This window comes from Paraburkholderia sp. HC6.4b (assembly GCF_014200875.1).
GTDB classification, from domain to species: domain Bacteria; phylum Pseudomonadota; class Gammaproteobacteria; order Burkholderiales; family Burkholderiaceae; genus Paraburkholderia; species Paraburkholderia tuberum.
In genome coordinates this window covers 59,654-76,483 of record NZ_JACHDC010000006.1, presented here as the reverse complement: position 1 = coordinate 76,483, position 16,830 = coordinate 59,654, and the positions used below count along the sequence as shown (strand labels likewise).

Here is a 16,830-nt window from a genome sequence, read left to right as displayed (position 1 = left end):
GAACCCATGCAAAACGTCATTCAAGCCATTCCCGCCGACCGGCTCCAGTCGCCGCCGCCCGTGGGCGCGCAAGTGCTGAACATCGAGCACGTGAGCCGCGGCTTCCATAAAAACCAGAGCGACCTGCTGGTACTCGACGACGTCAATCTGACGCTGCACGAGGGCGAAATCGTCGGACTGCTCGGCCGCTCGGGCTCGGGCAAGTCGACGCTGCTGCGCATCATCGCCGGTCTGATCCGGCCGACGAGCGGCAATGTGACCTACCTGGGCAAGCCGCTCGACGGTCCCGCCGAGGGTGTCGCGATGGTGTTCCAGACCTTCGCGCTGTTTCCGTGGCTGACGGTGCTGCAGAACGTCGAAGCGGGGCTGGAGGCGCTCGGCGTCGGCGTCGAGGAGCGGCGCACGCGCGCGCTCGCCGCGATCGATCTGATCGGCCTCGATGGTTTCGAAAATGCGTATCCGCGCGAACTGTCGGGCGGCATGAGGCAGCGCGTCGGCTTCGCGCGCGCGCTCGTCGTCGATCCGACCATCCTGCTGATGGACGAGCCGTTCTCCGCGCTCGACGTGCTGACCGCCGAAACGCTGCGCACCGACCTGCTCGACCTGTGGAACCAGGACCGCATGCCGATCAAGTCGGTGCTGATCGTCACGCACAACATCGAGGAAGCCGTGTTCATGTGCGATCGCATTCTCGTGCTGTCGTCGAACCCCGGGCGCGTGGTGGCCGAGACCGTAGTGCCGTTCGCGCATCCGCGCAACCGGCTCGACCCGGATTTTCGCGCGCTCGTCGACGAAATCTACGCGAAGATGACCGCGCGCCCCAGCGACACTGCGGCCAAACGCGAACTCGAACCCGGCAGCTGGTTGCCGAACGTGTCGACCAACCTGATGGCCGGTCTGCTCGAAACGCTCGCTGCAGCGCCCTACAACGGCCGCGCCGACATGCCCGAGATCGCGCGCACACTGCAGCTGGAAGTCGACGAACTGTTCCCGATCGCGGAGATGCTGCAGTACCTCGGCTTTGCCGAAGTCAGCGAGGGTGACGTGTTCCTGACGCCACCCGCGCATCGATTCGCCGAGGGCAGCACGCAGGAGCGCAAGATCATGTTCGCCGATCATCTATTGCAGCGCGTGCCGCTCGCCGCGCGAATCAGAAAGGTGCTCAACGAACGGCCCGGACATCGCGCGCCGCGCGTGCGCTTCGAGCAGGAACTCGAGGACCTGCTGTCCGACAGCGCGGCGCAGGAGACACTCGATGCGGTGATCGACTGGGGTCGTTACGCGGAGATCTTCTCGTACAACGACAAGACGGAGACTTTCAGTCTCGCGGACGTCGAGACCTGAGCGAGTGCCGAAACGAAATGGCCGCGCAGAACCTGAGAGCGGTGGATCGTCTTCACGAGTTGGCGGTTTTTCCAGTCGACCGCCTCAGGCCCACGCGCGCGAGCATGAAACTCGCGCGGCCCATCGATGAAGATTCGGGCTTCCAGGGCGAACGCGAGTACGCCGTCGCGTCATCGCTGCACGACGTGCCGAACCTCGGCCAGCTGCTGCCGGCGTTGCTCGCCCTGCCGCTCCAGCATCCAGCCGGGGTACTCCGCCGGCAGCGCGCTGACTTCGGCCAGCTTCGCGAGCTCATCGGCGGATAGCGCGACGTTGGTCGCCGCGATGTTGTCGTCGAGCTGCTCGATTTTCTTCGCGCCGACGATCACCGTGCTGACGACACGCTGATGCAGCAGCCACGCCAGCGCGATCTGCGCGACCGAGACGTTTTTCGCTGCAGCGATTTCGCGCATCACGTCGATGCAGTCATACGCGCGCTCGCGATCGACAGGCGGAAAATCGAAGTTCGTGCGACGGCTGCCCGCTTCGGCCTGCTGCTCGCGTCCGTATTTGCCGCTCAGCAAACCACCCGCGAGCGGACTCCACACCATCAGGCCGAGGCCTTCGCTTTGCAGCATCGGCACGAGTTCGCGTTCGAGATCGCGGCCCGCGAGCGTGTAATACGCCTGCAGCGTTTCGAAGCGCGCGGTGCCGAGCCGCTCGGCGATGCCGAGCGCCTTCGCGATCTGCCACGCGGCCCAGTTCGACACGCCGACGTAGCGCACGTGGCCGTGCTGCACGAGCGTATCGAGCGCGCGCACGGTTTCTTCGATCGGCGTGGCCGGATCGAAACCGTGGATCTGATACAGGTCGACGTGATCGAGTTGCAGACGCTTCAGGCTCGCCTTGATGCCGTCGAGGATGTGATAGCGCGACGCGCCGCGCGCGTTTGCGAACTCGCCGGTCTGGCCGAACACCTTGGTCGCGATCACGACCTTGTCGCGCGGTACTTGCAGGTTCTTCAGCGCCTGGCCGGTGATCTGCTCGGACAGGCCGCCCGCGTAAACGTCGGCGGTGTCGATGAAATTGATGCCCGCGTCGAGCGCCCGGCCGACCAGCCGCTCCGCGTCGTTCTGCTGCAGATCGCCGATCTGCCGCCAGATGCCTTCGCCACCGCCGAAGGTCATCGTGCCCAAACACAACTCTGAAACAAACACACCGGTACGGCCCAACTGGTTATATCGCATCGTCGACGCTCCATCGTGGGTGCAGGAAGAGTCGTCAAGCGTACTGCAATTGGCGGAGGTTGGTAGGAGTGGCGCACACGCCGCAAAAGACTACGAATTCCAGCAGCGGCGCGAAGCCCGATGCGCCGCGCACGAGCGGCGAAAACCTGCGAGACTGACGGCTATTGCGCCGTCAGCGTGGATCAGCGTGGAATGACCCACAACCGCCAAAACGGTCGACATTGCCCGGTACCGACTGGATATCGCCCGCGCCGCCCTCATCTGCACAAGCATGACTTCGGCAAAGACTTCCGCCGCACTCGACGCGGCGCTTCGCTCCCGCAAGGCCCGCTCCACCGCGAGCGCGGCGCGCGCCGCCGCGCCAGCCTTACCGCCAGCCCAGCAGGCACTCGACGGTTTTCACCCAGCCGTCGCCAACTGGTTCCGGCAAACCTTCGCCGCCCCGACCGACGCACAAGCCGCCGCGTGGCCGCAGATCCGAAGCGGCCGTTCGACGCTGGTCGCCGCGCCGACGGGCTCCGGCAAGACGCTGACCGCATTCCTGTCCGCGCTGAATGACCTGGTCTCGCGAGGCCTCGCGAACGGCGGCACGCTGCCCGACGAAACGCTGGTCGTCTACGTGTCGCCGCTGAAGGCGCTTTCGAACGACATCCGCCTGAATCTGCAACTGCCGCTGCAAGGCATCGCCGCCGAACTCGACAGGCTCGGCCTGCCGCCGCTCGACATTCGCACCGCGGTGCGCACCGGCGACACCACGCAGCAGGAACGCAATGCGTTGAAAAAGCGCGCGCCGCACATTCTCGTGACGACGCCCGAGTCGCTGTACGTGCTGCTCGGCTCGGATTCTGGCCGCCGCATGCTGGCAACGGTGCGCACGGTGATCGTCGATGAGATTCATGCGCTCGCCGGCAGCAAGCGCGGCAGTCATCTCGCGCTGAGCCTCGAACGGCTCGACGCGCTCTGCGCCCGGCGCCTGCCGCGCATCGGGCTGTCGGCGACGCAAAAGCCGGTCAGCGCGGTCGCGCGGTTTCTGGTCGGCGGCGCGAGCCTCGAGAGCGACGTACCGGCCGAGTGCGCGGTGATCGACGTCGGCCACGTCCGCGCGCGCGACCTCGCGCTCGAGATCCCGCCGGTGCCGCTCGAAGCGGTGATGGCCAACGAAGTGTGGGAGCGCGTCTACGACCGGCTCGCCGAGCTGGTCGCGCAGCACCGCACGACGCTGATCTTCGTCAACACGCGCCGGATGGCCGAGCGCGCCGCGCGTCATCTGACCGAGCGGCTCGGCAAGGACGCGGTCGCCGCGCATCACGGCAGTCTCGCGAAAGAACATCGTTTCGACGCCGAACAGCGCCTGAAACGCGGCGAACTGCGCGTTCTGATCGCGACCGCTTCGCTCGAACTCGGCATCGATATCGGCGACGTCGACCTCGTCTGCCAGATGGGTTCGCCGCGCGCGATCGCGCCGTTCCTGCAACGCGTCGGCCGCTCGGGCCACCACGTCGGCGGCATGCCGAAGGGGCGGCTCTTTCCAGCCTCGCGCGACGACCTGCTCGAATGCGCGGCGCTGCTCGATTGCGTGCGGCGTGGCGAACTCGATGCGCTACGCATCCCGCGCGCGCCGCTCGACGTGCTCGCGCAACAGATCGTCGCGGAAGTGTCGAGCGCCGAGTGGAGCGAGGATGCGCTGTTCGACATGCTGCGGCGCGCAGCGCCGTACGCGGATCTGTCGCGCGAGCAATACGACGCGGTGCTGCGCATGCTCGCCGAGGGCTACACGAGCCGCCACGGTCCGCGCGCCGCGTACGTGCATCGCGATGCGGTAAGCGGCACGCTGCGCGGCCGGCGCGGCGGCAAGCTGGTCGCCGTGACGTCGGGCGGCACGATCCCCGAAAACGCCGATTACGCCGTCGTGCTCGAACCGCAGGCGATCAACATCGGCACCGTCAACGAGGACTTCGCGGTCGAAAGCCTCGCCGGCGATGTGTTCCAGCTCGGCAACGCGTCGTATCGGATTCTGCGAATCGAGAGTGGCCGGGTGCGTGTCGAGGACGCACAAGGGCAACCGCCGAACATTCCGTTCTGGCTCGGCGAGGCGCCGGGGCGCAGCGACGAGCTGTCTTTCGCGGTCACGAGATTGCGGGAGCAGGTCGAGCGTTTGCTGACGGAGGGCGAGCCGGCGTCACACGCGGTTGCGTCGGTGCCAATCGCCGCGGCGCAATTCGAAGCAGCCGCAACGCCCGCGAAATCCGCGGCAAAGAGAGGACGCAACGCGAAAGCTGCCGTGGCGCAGAGCCCGACGCAGACCACAACGGCGTCCGCACCCGCCGCAGCCACGCTGCCCGCGAACGAAGCCGAACCCACGGCCGCGCGCCTCGACCGCGCCATCGCCTGGCTCGCCGACGAGCTCGCGCTCGACGAGCCCGCCGCGCGCCAGATCGTCGAATACCTGGCGCGTGCGCGCGCCGCGCTCGGCGTACTGCCGACGCAGAGCACGCTGGTGATGGAGCGCTTCTTCGACGAATCGGGCGGCACCCAGCTCGTGATCCACTCGCCGTTCGGCAGCCGCGTGAACCGCGCGTGGGGGCTCGCGCTGCGCAAGCGCTTCTGCCGCAGCTTCAACTTCGAGTTGCAGGCCGCCGCCACCGAAGACGCGATCGTGCTGTCGCTGACCGGCAGCCACTCGTTCGTGCTCGACGAGGTCTGGCGCTATCTGCACTCCAACAGCGCCGAACGTCTGCTGATCCAGGCACTGCTCGACGCGCCGTTGTTCGGCGTGCGCTGGCGCTGGAACGCGACGACCGCGCTCTGCCTGCCGCGCTACACGGGCGGCCGCAAGACCGCGCCGCAACTGCAGCGCATGCGCAGCGAGGATCTGCTCGCGAGCGTGTTTCCCGAGCAGGCCGCGTGTCTGGAGAACGTCGTCGGCGAACGCGAGGTGCCGCGCCACCCGTTAGTCGACCAAACCATCGACGACTGTCTGCACGACGCGATGGACAGCGAACGCTGGCTCGCGCTGCTGCGCCGCATCGAGCGCGGCGAGTTGCGGCTCGTCGCGCGTGATCTGCCGGCGCCGTCGCCGCTCGCCGCCGAAATCCTGACCGCGAAGCCCTACGCGTATCTCGACGACGCGCCGATCGAGGAGCGCCGCACCCAGGCGGTGCTGAACCGCCGCTGGACGGACCCTGAAAGCGCCGACGATCTTGGCGCGCTCGACGCCGCCGCGATCGACAGCGTGCGCGACGAGGCGTGGCCGCAGGCGCGCAACGCCGACGAAATGCACGAAGCGCTGACGGGCCTCGCGTGCATCACCGGGGCCGAGGCGCTCGCGCACGAGGATTGGCCGACGCTGCTTGCGGCGTTGGCGAAAGCCGGCCGGGCGACGCGCTTGCCGCTGGCCGCGCAAGCTAACGCGAGCACGGGCAACGACAACGCCAGCGACAGCGCACTGTGGCTGCCCGCCGAACGCCTCACCTGTTTCGAAGCGCTGTACCCCGGCATCGCGCGCAATCGCTACATGCCGCCGCTGAGCGCCCCGAAGGGCTACACCGAGAACTGGAGCGCCGACGACGCGCTCGTCGACGTGTTGCGCGCGCGGCTGACCGGCTTCGGCCCGCTGACGGTCGAGGCGATCGCGCGCCCGCTCGGTTTGCCGGCCGACCGGATCGAACAGGCGCTGATCCGGCTCGAAGCCGAAGGCTATCTGTTGCGCGGCCGCTTCACGCCGCACACGAGCGACGAGGAATGGTGCGAACGACACCTGCTCGCACGCATCCACCGCTACACGGTGAGGCGGCTGCGGCGTGAGATCGAGCCGGTCGAGCGGCACGACTTCATGCGCTTCCTGTTCGAATGGCAGCATCTGACGCCGACCACACGCGCCGAAGGCCGCGACGCGCTCGCCGCCGCGCTCGACCAGCTCGAAGGCTTCCAGGCCGCGGCCGGCGCGTGGGAGGAAGACATCCTGCCCGCGCGCGTGCGTGCCTACACCAGCAGTTCGCTCGATGAGCTATGCCGCGCCGGCAAGATCGTCTGGACCCGCCTGACCGAGCGGGCGCGCGGCGCCGCCGGTCCGGTCCGCGGCACGCCGATCGTGCTGCTGCCGCGCGTCCAGCTGCGTGCGTGGCGCGCGCTGCTCGATCCGGCGCGCCAGGTCGAGTTGTCGGCGCTCGCGCAAAGCGTGCACGATACCCTCGCGCAACACGGCGCGATGTTCTTCGACGAACTGCTCGCCGAGGTGCGCGTGCTGCGCATGGAGCTCGAAAACGCGCTCGGCGAGCTGGTCGCGGCCGGCCTCGCGAACTCCGACAGCTTCGCGGGCTTGCGCGCGTTGCTGAAGCCGGTCGCCAAACGCAACGCGTTTTCCAGCAGCCGGCGCGCGCGAGCGAGCGCGCTGATCGGCGGCATGGACGACGCTGGGCGTTGGGCGCTCGTGAGCCGTCCGTCCGCCGTCGCGCCGGAAAATCCATCCGAACGGCGGCGCCAGTTACCGCCCGAGGCGCTCGAACACGTCGCAATGACGTTGCTGCGCCGCTACGGTGTCGTGTTCTGGCGCGTGCTCGAACGCGAGGCCGAATGGCTTCCGCCGTGGCGCGATCTGCTGCGCGTTCTGCAGCGGCTCGAGGCGCGCGGCGTGATCCGCGGCGGGCGGTTCGTCAACGGACTCGCGGGCGAGCAGTTCGCGCTGCCCGAGGCGATTGCGCTGCTGCGCGAGGTGCGCCGGCAGCCGAACGACGGTGCTCTTATCTGCGTTGCTGGGACCGATCCGCTGAATCTCGTCGGCACGCTGCTGGTCGGCGACAAGGTGCCGGCCGTGACCGGAAACCGCGTGCTGTATCGCGACGGCGTGGTGGCGGCCACGCTGGTGGCCGGCAAGTTCCGGTTCGACGCGGCGCTCGACGCCAACCCGCCCGAACGCGAACGCGCCCGCGCGCTGCTGGCGCGCCGCCTCTAGCGACGTCATCGTGGCGTCGTTCTGGCGGGTAATAATCGCGCCGCGCGCGGCCGCGCAGGCCCATACTCATGCTTAGCAAAACGTTAATGATTCTTCGCTCGAATTGTCACGCTTAGATACAATGAGGCAGTTTCATTTTAGTATGAGGAAGACTGTCTGCCGCCGCCCGCCTTGATAGGGACCGCCGGCACACTCCGGGGATTCCATGAGCGACCAGCTACACGACCAGGTGCTTCACGCGCGGTTCGGCACGAGCAGCCCTCGCTGGGGCCTGGCGGCGGCCAGCAACATACTGGAACTCGTGCCTGCGCACGGCCACGCGGCTGTCGGCGTCGCCATTTCCCTCACCTCTTCTCAAGCTTCCCGGGTCCGCGCGCTGAGCGGCGTGACCTCCCACGTCGTCGTCGACGTTCAGTTGGACGCCGCGCCGCTGCGGCTGCATTTGGTCGGCAAGAAACTCGATTGTCATCGCTGGGGCGGCACCGCGTCGGCCGATGGCGACACCGAATCCGTCGCGCGAGCGCTGCTGCACGGTCTGTCGTTCGCTGAACAGGTCGTCTCGGAGGTCAATTCGGTCGTCGTGATCGTCGACCGGAACGGCCGGATACAGCGCTTCAACCGGCTAGCCGAGGAGCTGACCGGGCTCAGGGAAGAGGACATCATCGGCCGCAGCGTCTGGACGTTGTTCATGTCGTCCGACGACGACCGGGTCTCGAACGAGGTGAGCGCGAATTTTTTCAATCGTGGCGAACCGTACGAGATCGAACGGCGCATCAAAACGGTGCACGGCGAACGGCTGTTCCTGTTTCGCAACAAATTCGTGCGCAGCGGCAGCGGCATCGAAGAGCAGTTCCTGATCTGCTCGGGCACCGACATCACCGAACAACGGCTCGCGCAGGACCGCCTGATCGAGCAGGCCACCACCGACCCGCTCACAGGCCTCGCCAATCGCAACGCGATCCAGGAGCGCATCCAGATCGCGATCGAACTGGCCGCGCCGGGCGAAACCGTCGGCATCCTGTTTCTCGATCTCGACAACTTCAAGAAGGTCAACGATCACTACGGCCACGTGTTCGGCGACCGCCTGATCTGCGACGTGTCGGACGCGATCCGCGACTGCCTGAATCCGGGCGACTCGCTCGCGCGTCTGGGCGGCGACGAATTCATCGTGCTCGCGGCGAAGGGCTCCGCGCATGAGCTGGAAAACACCGCGCAGCGCATTCTCGATCGTATGCGCATGCCGTTCGCTGTCGGGCTCGTCGAGGTCTATACCGGCTGCTCGATCGGCATCGCGCGTTCGCCCGAGCATGGCGAAACCCTCGAATCGCTGATCCGTTCGGCCGACACGGCAATGTACGTCGCGAAGGACGAAGGCAAGCGCACGCATCGCGTGTTCTCGCCGGACATGAATCGCCGCGTCGCGGAGTTCATGTGGCTCGACACGAATCTGCGCCGCGGACTCGACGAAGGCCAGTTGGCGCTGCACTATCAGCCGAAGCTGAACCTCGCGACGGGCGCCGTGCAAGGCGCCGAAGCGCTGGTGCGCTGGAATTCGCCGGAGCGCGGCCAGATCATGCCGGCGGAATTCATCCGTTATGCCGAGGAATCTGGACTGATCGGCGTGCTCGGCCGCTGGGTGATGGAAACCGCAGCGAAACAGGCGGCCCGCTGGAAAGCGGCCGGCTATGACCTGCGCGTCGCGATCAACGTGTCGGCGCGACAGCTCACGGATACAGCCGTGGTCCGCCATTTCACCGAGGCATTGCAGCACGCGAGTCTCGATCCATGCCTCGTCGACCTCGAACTGACCGAAAGCTGCCTGATCGAAAACGAAGCGGCCGCGATCGAGCTGATCAAGCAGTTCCGCCAACTCGGCGCGCAGGTGCATCTCGACGACTTCGGCACCGGCTACTCGTCGCTGTCGCAACTCGGCCGTATTCCGCTCGACGTGATCAAGCTCGACCGCAGCTTCACGGGCTCGATCCACGCGGATATGAAGGCACAGGCGCTGGTGCGCTCGATGGTCGCCGTCGCGCAGGAGCTCGATTTCCAGGTGGTCGCCGAAGGGATCGAAACCGAGGCGGAAGAAGCCTTCATGAAGGGGCTCGGCGTCGATTACGTGCAGGGCTTCCTGTACGCGAAGCCGATGCCCGCCACCGAGTTCGAGCGCTGGCTGCTCGATAGGCGCAGCAAGCTCAGGCTGATCGCCTGAGCCCTGCTGCCGCGCGCTTCAGCCGAGGCGCGCGGACCAACCACCCACTTCGTCTTCATCCATCCCGACGGCGCGCGCCGCGCAGTGGATTTGCGTCCACGTAGCCGCGTCGATCGGAATGCCGGCGGCCTCGCGCTGCGCGCGCGTCACGCGCTCGGGCTCGCCGGGTTCGTAGATGCGCTCCGCGCCCGCCGCGAGCGGCGACGCCTTCACCCACGCGAGGAACGCATCGGCTTCGGCTTGCGCATCGGGCGCGTCGAATGCGGTGGGATCGATGATCACCGATAGCATGCAGTTGATGATCGCGTGCGTGGTAGCGAGCGTGTCCGCATGCGTCGTGAAGCCGCCCGACAGCGCGCCGCCGAAAATCTCGCAGATCGCCGCGAGCCCGAAACCCTTGTAGCCGCCGAACGGCGTCAGCGCGCCGAACGGCGCTTCGTGCATGACTTTCGGTTCGAGCGTCGGCATGCCTTCGTGATCGATCAGCGCGCCGGGTGGTGTGTGCTTGCCCTGGTTATAAGCGACGCGCGTCTTGCCGAACGCGATCGTGCTGGTCGCGAAGTCGAGCACCAGCGGCGGTTTGCCGGGCCGCGGATAAGCGGCGCAGAACGGATTCGTGCCGATGCGCCGGTCCGCGCCGCCGAATGGCGCGACGAGCGGATCGCCCGCCACGTTGACGAAGTGAAACGACACCAGCCCGGCGCGCGCGCACTGCTCGGCCCAATGCCCGATGCGGCCGATATGATGCGCGCCGCGCAAGCCCACCGCGCAGACGCCGAGCCGCCGCGCGCGCTCGATGCCCCGCTCCATCGCCTCGAACGCGATCACCTGACCGAAGCCCTTGCCGCCTTCGACCGTCAGTACCGCGCCCGCGTCCTTCACGACGTCGGCGTGTCGATTCAGTTGCAGTTGCTGGTCGGCGAGCGATTCGACATAGCGCGGGATCATGCCGACGCCGTGCGAGTCGTGCCCGGTCAGATTCGCGGCCACCAGATGATCGGCCACCAGCTCCGCTTCGCGCGGCGTACTGCCCGCTCGCTCCCAGATCGCCCTGACGTAGGCATGCAGTTGATCGGCCGGAATCCGGGGCGTGGTGGTTTGGGCAGTCTGGGAGTCGGTCATTCAGCGTGTCGGTGAGGTTCGAACGGAAGGAATGAAACGGCGGGCAAAACATCTGCATCAAAGCAGCATCGATAAACAGCGGGCCCGGGTCACGCCCGAGCCCCACTCAAACGAAACCAGAACTCACGGCGCCGCGGCAATCACTTCGGCAACCGCGGCCGTCAGCTTCTTGCCGTACGGCACGTGCAGGAACTCGTTCGGCCCATGTGCGTTCGACTTCGGCCCGAGCACGCCGCACACCATGAACTGCGACTTCGGGAAGCCCGCCTTCAGCACGTTCATCAACGGGATCGTGCCGCCGAGACCCATGTAGGCCGCGTCGGCGCCGAAGTGCTGACGCGACGCATCGTTGAGCGCGGTGGCGAGCCACGGCGCGACCTCCGGTGCGTTCCAGCCGCTCGCCGCGCCCGCATCCGGCTTGAACGTGACCTTCGCGTTGTACGGCGGATCGAATTCGAGCAGCGCCTTCAGTTCGGCGACCGCCTTCTCCGCTTCGATGGTCGGCGGCAGCCGCAGCGACAGCTTGAACGCCGTGCGCGGACGCAGCACGTTGCCGGCGTCGGCGAGCGCGGGCAAGCCAGCCGCGCCCGTCACCGACAGCGACGGACGCCACGTCGAATTGAGCAGCGCCTCGCGCGGATCGGTCGTGGTGGGCAGCACCTGACGGCCGTCCTGGCCGCACGCCCACGGCATCTTCTTCCAGACGTCGTCGCCGAGAATCTTTGCGGCGGCCTCCGCTTCGCGCAGACGATCGGCCGGCACCGTGCAGTGGAAGCCCTTCGGCAGCAGCGTGCCGTTGGCGGAGTCTTCGAGACGGTCGAACAGTTGCCGCATGATGCGGAAGCTCGACGGCACGATGCCGCCGTAGACGCCCGAGTGGATCCCTTCGTCTAGCACCTGCACTTCGAGATCGCCGCCGACGAGTCCGCGCAGCGACGTGGTCAGCCACAACTGGTCGTAATTGCCCGCGCCCGAATCGAGACACACGACCAGCCCGACATTACCGAGCCGCTCGCGCAGCGCGTCGACGTAGGGCAGCAGATCGTAGCTACCCGACTCCTCGCAGGTTTCGATCAGCCCGACGCAGCGCGGACGTTCGACACCCTGTGCATCGAGCGCGGCGAGCGCCGTCAGGCTCGCATAGATCGCATAGCCGTCGTCCGCGCCGCCGCGGCCGTAGAGCTTGCCGTCTTCGAACTTCGGCGTCCACGGACCGAGGTCGTTGCGCCAGCCATCGAACTCGGGCTGCTTGTCGAGGTGGCCATAGAGCACGACGGTTTCGTCGCTGCCCGAGCGCGTCGCGGCCGTCTCGAAGAAGATCACCGGCGTGCGGCCCGGCAGGCGGATCACCTCGAGCTTCAGGCCGCGCACCGGTTGCTGCTCGGCCCATTGCGCGGCGTCGGTGATCACGCGCTCCAGATAACCGTGTTTCGCCCAGTCGGGATCGAACGCCGGACTCTTGGCCGGCACCGCGATGTAGTCCGTCAGCGCGGGCACGATCTCGTCGTTCCACTTGCGCTCGACGAATTCTCGTAGCGTGTCCGGGTTGAGTTGTGCCTGCTGGGTCGTGTCGTCGGTGATCATGATCGGGTCCGTGAAGTACTGTTCGGTCGAAACGATCATGATAGTCCCGATGCGTGTCGGGCTGAACCCCTTGCGGTGATTGGGGTGGAGACTGGAACGCGCAGGTGCGAGGCGCGCGGCCGCCATTCGCGCGACAATTGCTACATGCATCGCGCATCAGGAGCTTGTATGGGTGGCAACGTGGCCGTTCAGGCCATCGGCGCGGCGTTCGCGCTGGCCTTGTATTTTCTGCCGGCGATCATCGCGGACCGGCGCAAGCGCCGCGACGTGCTGACGCTCGCGCTCTTCAATGCCTGCCTCGGCTGGACCGTGCTCGGCTGGGTGCTCGCGCTGTATTGGGCGCTACAGCCGAATCCGGCGGAGACCCTCGCGCGGGACGTCGTGGAGACACGCAAGGTGTCGACCTTGCGCGCGTTTTCATCGGCGCTGACGCTGCGCGTGCGGCGACGCCAGGCCGCGCGCGACCGGCCCGAGCGCTGAAACGATTCGGGCGGCTCGAGCAATACGAGCAACAAACGAACAACAGGAAACCGATTGATTGACGTGCACGGGCGTCACTCAGGGGCGTCAGTCAGGGGCGTCACTCAGGCCGCGCGCCCGATGCGACTCCACTGTACCGAGCCCGCCGGAATGGAGCGCGGCTCCGCCCGCACGGCTTGCGCCGCAAAGCTTTCGTGGCGCAGTTCGCCGTGTTCGTCGAACCACTCGCAGATCACCCAGTCGCCGGGATTCAGCGCGACCGGACCTGCGTACGTCACGGTCATGCGCGGGCCCCCTTCTTTTAACTTGACGACGTCGCCCACATTGAAGGCGGCGGCGGATGTTGTCTGGAATGCGTCAATGGTAGCGGTCAGCATATTGGGTCCCCCTATCTTGAGCGTTATTAACTTGAGCCCGGCTTTATCGACTCCGACCTGTTGAACGTACACTCTAAAGTTAAGACAGATTAACAATCGAATTTAAACGCGGCAAGCGCTTTTTTATTGATACCGTTTCCATTAGACCCGCAGTCCATGCTCGCTGGCTAAAGTTCCCGGCATTACCGAAAACAATCATCGCGACAGCTTGCGGCTAACCCTATGTGCGCTACCGCACAAACGCAACACTTACTGCAGGCCGTTTGCAGACCGGTAGAAAATGCAAGGCCGGTTTCGTCTGATTAGAGAAAGCTGACGCGATGTCGTCGAGCCGTTAATCTGAATGAGCCAGTTTGATCTAAATCAGAATTACCTGTGAACGAGTAGATCGCCGGTAAATACCATGCAGTTCGTTATACCGCTTCGTTCAAATTGAACGATTTTTTTCAGCAAGCTAACAAATGAAAACGATTACCAGCGGATTAATTTCAAACTGCCGGGGCCACCGAGCGCCGCACGCCTTGCTGATGACGTACCAGCAGCACGCTAAGGCCGATACACACGAACATCAGCACGGCATTGATAGCGAGGCTCAGCTGGAACGCGTGCGCATAAGAGGCGGGTGCCGAACTGCCGCCGAGCGCCCCGAAGAACGCGCCGCTGATCGCCGCGGTGCCGAACGCGGAGCCGATCTGCAACGTCGACGAGACCACACCCGATGCAAGCCCGGCCTTCTCGGGCACCACCTCCTGCAGCACGATGCGCATGATCGACGGCAACAGCAGACCATGTCCGACGCCCGCGCACACTAGCCCGCAGTAGAACAGCAGATCGGGCGTCGCGGATTGGGTCGCGGACCAGCCGGTCACCGTGAAGCCCAGCGTCATCATCGAGAAACCGAGCGTCAGCACATGGGCGCCGATGCGCTTGACCACGGCCGGCGACGTCAACGGCCCGATCACGAAGCCGAGCGCGAACGGCATGATCGCGATGCCCGACGCGAGCGGCGTCCAGTGCAGGCCGGTTTGCAGAAAGATGCCGTAGGTCAGGAAGAACGCGCTATTGCAATAGAACAGGAACGCGAGCACGAGACCGAGCGCGAACGCGCGATTGCGGAACAGTTGCAGGTCGACGAGCGGATGGCCGCCAGCGCGCTCGACGCGCCGCTCGGTCGCGACGAACAGCGCGAACACCGGCACCGCGAGTGCGAACATGGCGAAGGTCCACGCGGGCCAGCCGGCTTCACGGCCATGCGTCATCGGATAGATGACGAGCAGCAGCACCGCCGACAGCAGCGCGACGCCCTTCAGATCGACGCCGGTATGCGTGGCCGGCTGGTTCTCCGGCACGAACTTCCATGTGCCGACGAACGCCGCGATGCCGATCGGGATGTTGATCAGGAAGATCACGCGCCAGTCGAGCCCGAACGGGTGATACGTGATCAGCGCGCCGCCGCCGAGTTGCCCGACGATCGACGACAAGCCGAACACGAAGCCATACAGACTCATCACGCGCGTCTGCTGATGCAACGGCACGACCGCACGAATCGTCGCGAGCACTTGCGGCGCCATCACCGCGGCCGCGATGCCTTGCACGATGCGCGAGATCACGAGCATGTGGCCGCTCGTCGCGAAGCCGCACAACGCCGACGCGATCACGAAAGCCGCCATGCCCGTCATGAACATGCGACGGCGGCCGAACAGATCGCCAAGGCGGCCCCCCGTGATCAGCAGCACCGCGTAGGCGGACGCATAAGCCGACACGACGAGTTGCAGTTGCGCGTCGCTCGCGTTGAGGCCCGTGTGAATCGACGGCAGCGCCAGATTGACGATGAAGTAATCGAGCGGCGCGAGAAAGGCGCCGACGAACAGCACGGCGAGCGCGAGCGCCTGGCGCTGAAAGCCGGGCGCCGACGCTTTGGCGGCGACAGCCATGCCGGCCATCGCCGGGCCGGGACCGGTCACGGCTGCGCTCGCCGCGCAGCTGACGGACCCACCGAATGCCGCCGGAGCGGACTTGATTGCCTCACGTTTCATGACCGATCGTTCAAAAATTGGTTAAAAAATTTTGCGCCACTGCTCGCGGACGAGGCGTTACACCAGCGCGCGCATCGCCACATCGACGATACCGATCAGCGCGTCTTGCTGATGCGCGACCCGCCCCATGACCCGCAAGCCCTGCATCACGCATAGCAGGAAATCGCCGACGGCTTGTTCGTCGAGCGTCGAATCGAATGCGCCGCTCGCCTGACCGCGGATCACCGCCGCCGCGAGCAAAGTCGCCATGCGGCGCTGAATCGCGGCGACGCGCGCGCGCAGCACTTCGTCATCGGGCTGCATTTCGAGCGTCGTATTCGTAATGAAACAGCTGCGCCGGCCGCTCAATGCGCAGGACACCCTCGCGTAGTGCAGCAGCGCGTCGCGCAGCGCCTGCTCCGGCTCGGCCGTCGCGCTCAGTCGCTGCGCAAGCCGCGCGACCGCGCCTTCCGAGTAATGATCCAGCGCGGCGAGCATGATGCCGTGCTTGTCGCCGAATACGCCGTAGAGGCTGCCGCGCAGCAGACCGGTGGCCTTGCACAGATCGTCGATCGACGTCGCGTGATAGCCGTGATCCCAGAACACCTGGCTCGCGTTCGCCAGCACGGTGGCCGTGTCGAACTCGCGCGGACGGCCGCGCTGACATGTTTCGCCAGCTTTTTTCGCGGCTTGCTTTGAATTACTCAATTGCGATGACCTTGTTGCCTGGTTGCGTCGGTCTGTTGATATTATGACTGGATGTTCAATAAATCAAGGATGGCATTCCGTAGGCCTACTCGCGTCGGGGTCATCCGTTCATTCGACAACCGGCATCAAAAAACCGGCGGCGGACATGGCCCGTCGCCGGCTTCGTTGCGCGCTCACAGTGACAGCAGGGGCTCAGGTCTCGAGCTTCGCATCCATCGTAATCGTTGCATTCAGCACCTTCGACACTGGGCAGCCGGCCTTCGCGTCCGCGGTGGCTTTGTCGAACGCGGCCTTGTCTCCGCCCGGAATCTTCACGGTGACGTCGAGATGCACCGCGGTGATCGCGAAGCCGCCACCGTCCTTGTCGAGCGTGACGGTCGCCGTGGTGCCGATGCGCTCCGGCGTGATGTTGGCCTTGCCCAGCTCCGCCGACAGCGCCATCGAGAAACATCCCGCATGCGCAGCCGCGATCAGCTCTTCCGGATTCGTGCCGATGCCGTCCGCGAAGCGCGTCGCGAACGAGTACTGGGTGTCCTTCAGGACGCCGCTGTCGGTGGAAATCGAGCCCTTGCCGTTCTGCAGGCCGCCTTGCCAGACTGCCGATGCCTTGCGCTTCATTGCTCTCTCCTGTTTGTGCCTTGCCGCGCACGCTGCTCGACCAAAGATGATGCCCGCCGCGGCGGTCCGCCCGGATGTGTCCGCGCCTGGGCATCGGTCGCAGGTGCCGCGCGGTTTGCAGGCGCGGGCGTGGACCGGATTTCATCATAGGCGCTTCCGCGTCCCGGCGCGGAAATGCGCCTTTTTCACTATC

Annotated in this window: 11 protein-coding genes; 4 read left to right on the top strand and 7 right to left on the bottom strand. The window is 66.1% G+C overall.

Annotated features, from left to right (window positions below; genetic code table 11):
* Window positions 1–6 precede the first annotated feature (6 nt).
* A complete protein-coding gene (locus tag HDG34_RS11005) occupies window positions 7–1,344 on the top strand; it encodes an AAA-associated domain-containing protein (RefSeq protein ID WP_184059924.1) in 1,338 nt (445 codons plus the stop codon).
* A gap of 170 nt (window positions 1,345–1,514) precedes the next feature.
* On the opposite strand, the gene HDG34_RS11000 is transcribed toward HDG34_RS11005, so the two are convergent.
* Window positions 1,515–2,570 (bottom strand): aldo/keto reductase, encoded by a 1,056-nt coding sequence (locus tag HDG34_RS11000; RefSeq protein ID WP_018425310.1) that lies wholly within the window; start codon window positions 2,568–2,570, stop codon window positions 1,515–1,517.
* A 271-nt stretch (window positions 2,571–2,841) separates the two neighbouring features.
* Here HDG34_RS11000 and HDG34_RS10995 point away from each other — a divergent pair, with 271 nt between their 5' ends.
* Both HDG34_RS10995 and pdeR read left to right on the top strand, forming a co-directional pair.
* Window positions 2,842–7,521: a DEAD/DEAH box helicase gene (locus tag HDG34_RS10995; protein WP_184059922.1), complete on the top strand. Its 4,680-nt coding sequence runs from the start codon at window positions 2,842–2,844 to the stop codon at window positions 7,519–7,521.
* A 205-nt stretch (window positions 7,522–7,726) separates the two neighbouring features.
* Window positions 7,727–9,733, top strand: coding sequence for a cyclic di-GMP phosphodiesterase (pdeR, locus tag HDG34_RS10990; protein ID WP_184059920.1), 2,007 nt, complete (start codon window positions 7,727–7,729; stop codon window positions 9,731–9,733).
* 18 nt (window positions 9,734–9,751) lie between these two features.
* Here the strand turns inward: pdeR and HDG34_RS10985 are convergent, their stop codons facing one another.
* Together HDG34_RS10985 and HDG34_RS10980 are read right to left on the bottom strand one after the other, a co-directional pair.
* Window positions 9,752–10,855, bottom strand: coding sequence for a malate/lactate/ureidoglycolate dehydrogenase (locus HDG34_RS10985; RefSeq protein ID WP_184059918.1), 1,104 nt, complete (start codon window positions 10,853–10,855; stop codon window positions 9,752–9,754).
* A gap of 123 nt (window positions 10,856–10,978) precedes the next feature.
* On the bottom strand, window positions 10,979–12,439 hold the full coding sequence (locus HDG34_RS10980) for a M20 family metallopeptidase (RefSeq protein WP_184060305.1): 1,461 nt from the start codon (window positions 12,437–12,439) through the stop codon (window positions 10,979–10,981).
* 168 nt (window positions 12,440–12,607) lie between these two features.
* Between HDG34_RS10980 and HDG34_RS10975 the strand changes: the two genes are divergently transcribed.
* Window positions 12,608–12,919, top strand: a complete 312-nt coding sequence (locus HDG34_RS10975) for a superinfection immunity protein (RefSeq protein ID WP_184059916.1) — start codon at window positions 12,608–12,610, stop codon at window positions 12,917–12,919.
* Between the two features lie 104 nt (window positions 12,920–13,023).
* Here the strand turns inward: HDG34_RS10975 and HDG34_RS10970 are convergent, their stop codons facing one another.
* The 4 genes from HDG34_RS10970 to HDG34_RS10955 all read right to left on the bottom strand — a co-directional run bounded on the left by HDG34_RS10970 (window position 13,024) and on the right by HDG34_RS10955 (window position 16,637).
* Window positions 13,024–13,296 carry a YodC family protein gene (locus tag HDG34_RS10970; protein ID WP_090809708.1) on the bottom strand — a complete coding sequence of 91 codons (273 nt, stop codon included), beginning with the start codon at window positions 13,294–13,296 and terminating at the stop codon, window positions 13,024–13,026.
* A gap of 488 nt (window positions 13,297–13,784) precedes the next feature.
* Window positions 13,785–15,332 carry an MFS transporter gene (locus HDG34_RS10965; RefSeq protein ID WP_184059914.1) on the bottom strand — a complete coding sequence of 516 codons (1,548 nt, stop codon included), beginning with the start codon at window positions 15,330–15,332 and terminating at the stop codon, window positions 13,785–13,787.
* A gap of 57 nt (window positions 15,333–15,389) precedes the next feature.
* Complete coding sequence (locus HDG34_RS10960; RefSeq protein WP_184059912.1) at window positions 15,390–16,019, bottom strand: TetR/AcrR family transcriptional regulator; 630 nt, start codon at window positions 16,017–16,019, stop codon at window positions 15,390–15,392.
* 192 nt (window positions 16,020–16,211) lie between these two features.
* Window positions 16,212–16,637, bottom strand: a complete 426-nt coding sequence (locus HDG34_RS10955) for an OsmC family protein (RefSeq protein WP_184039692.1) — start codon at window positions 16,635–16,637, stop codon at window positions 16,212–16,214.
* Window positions 16,638–16,830: the final 193 nt, after the last annotated feature.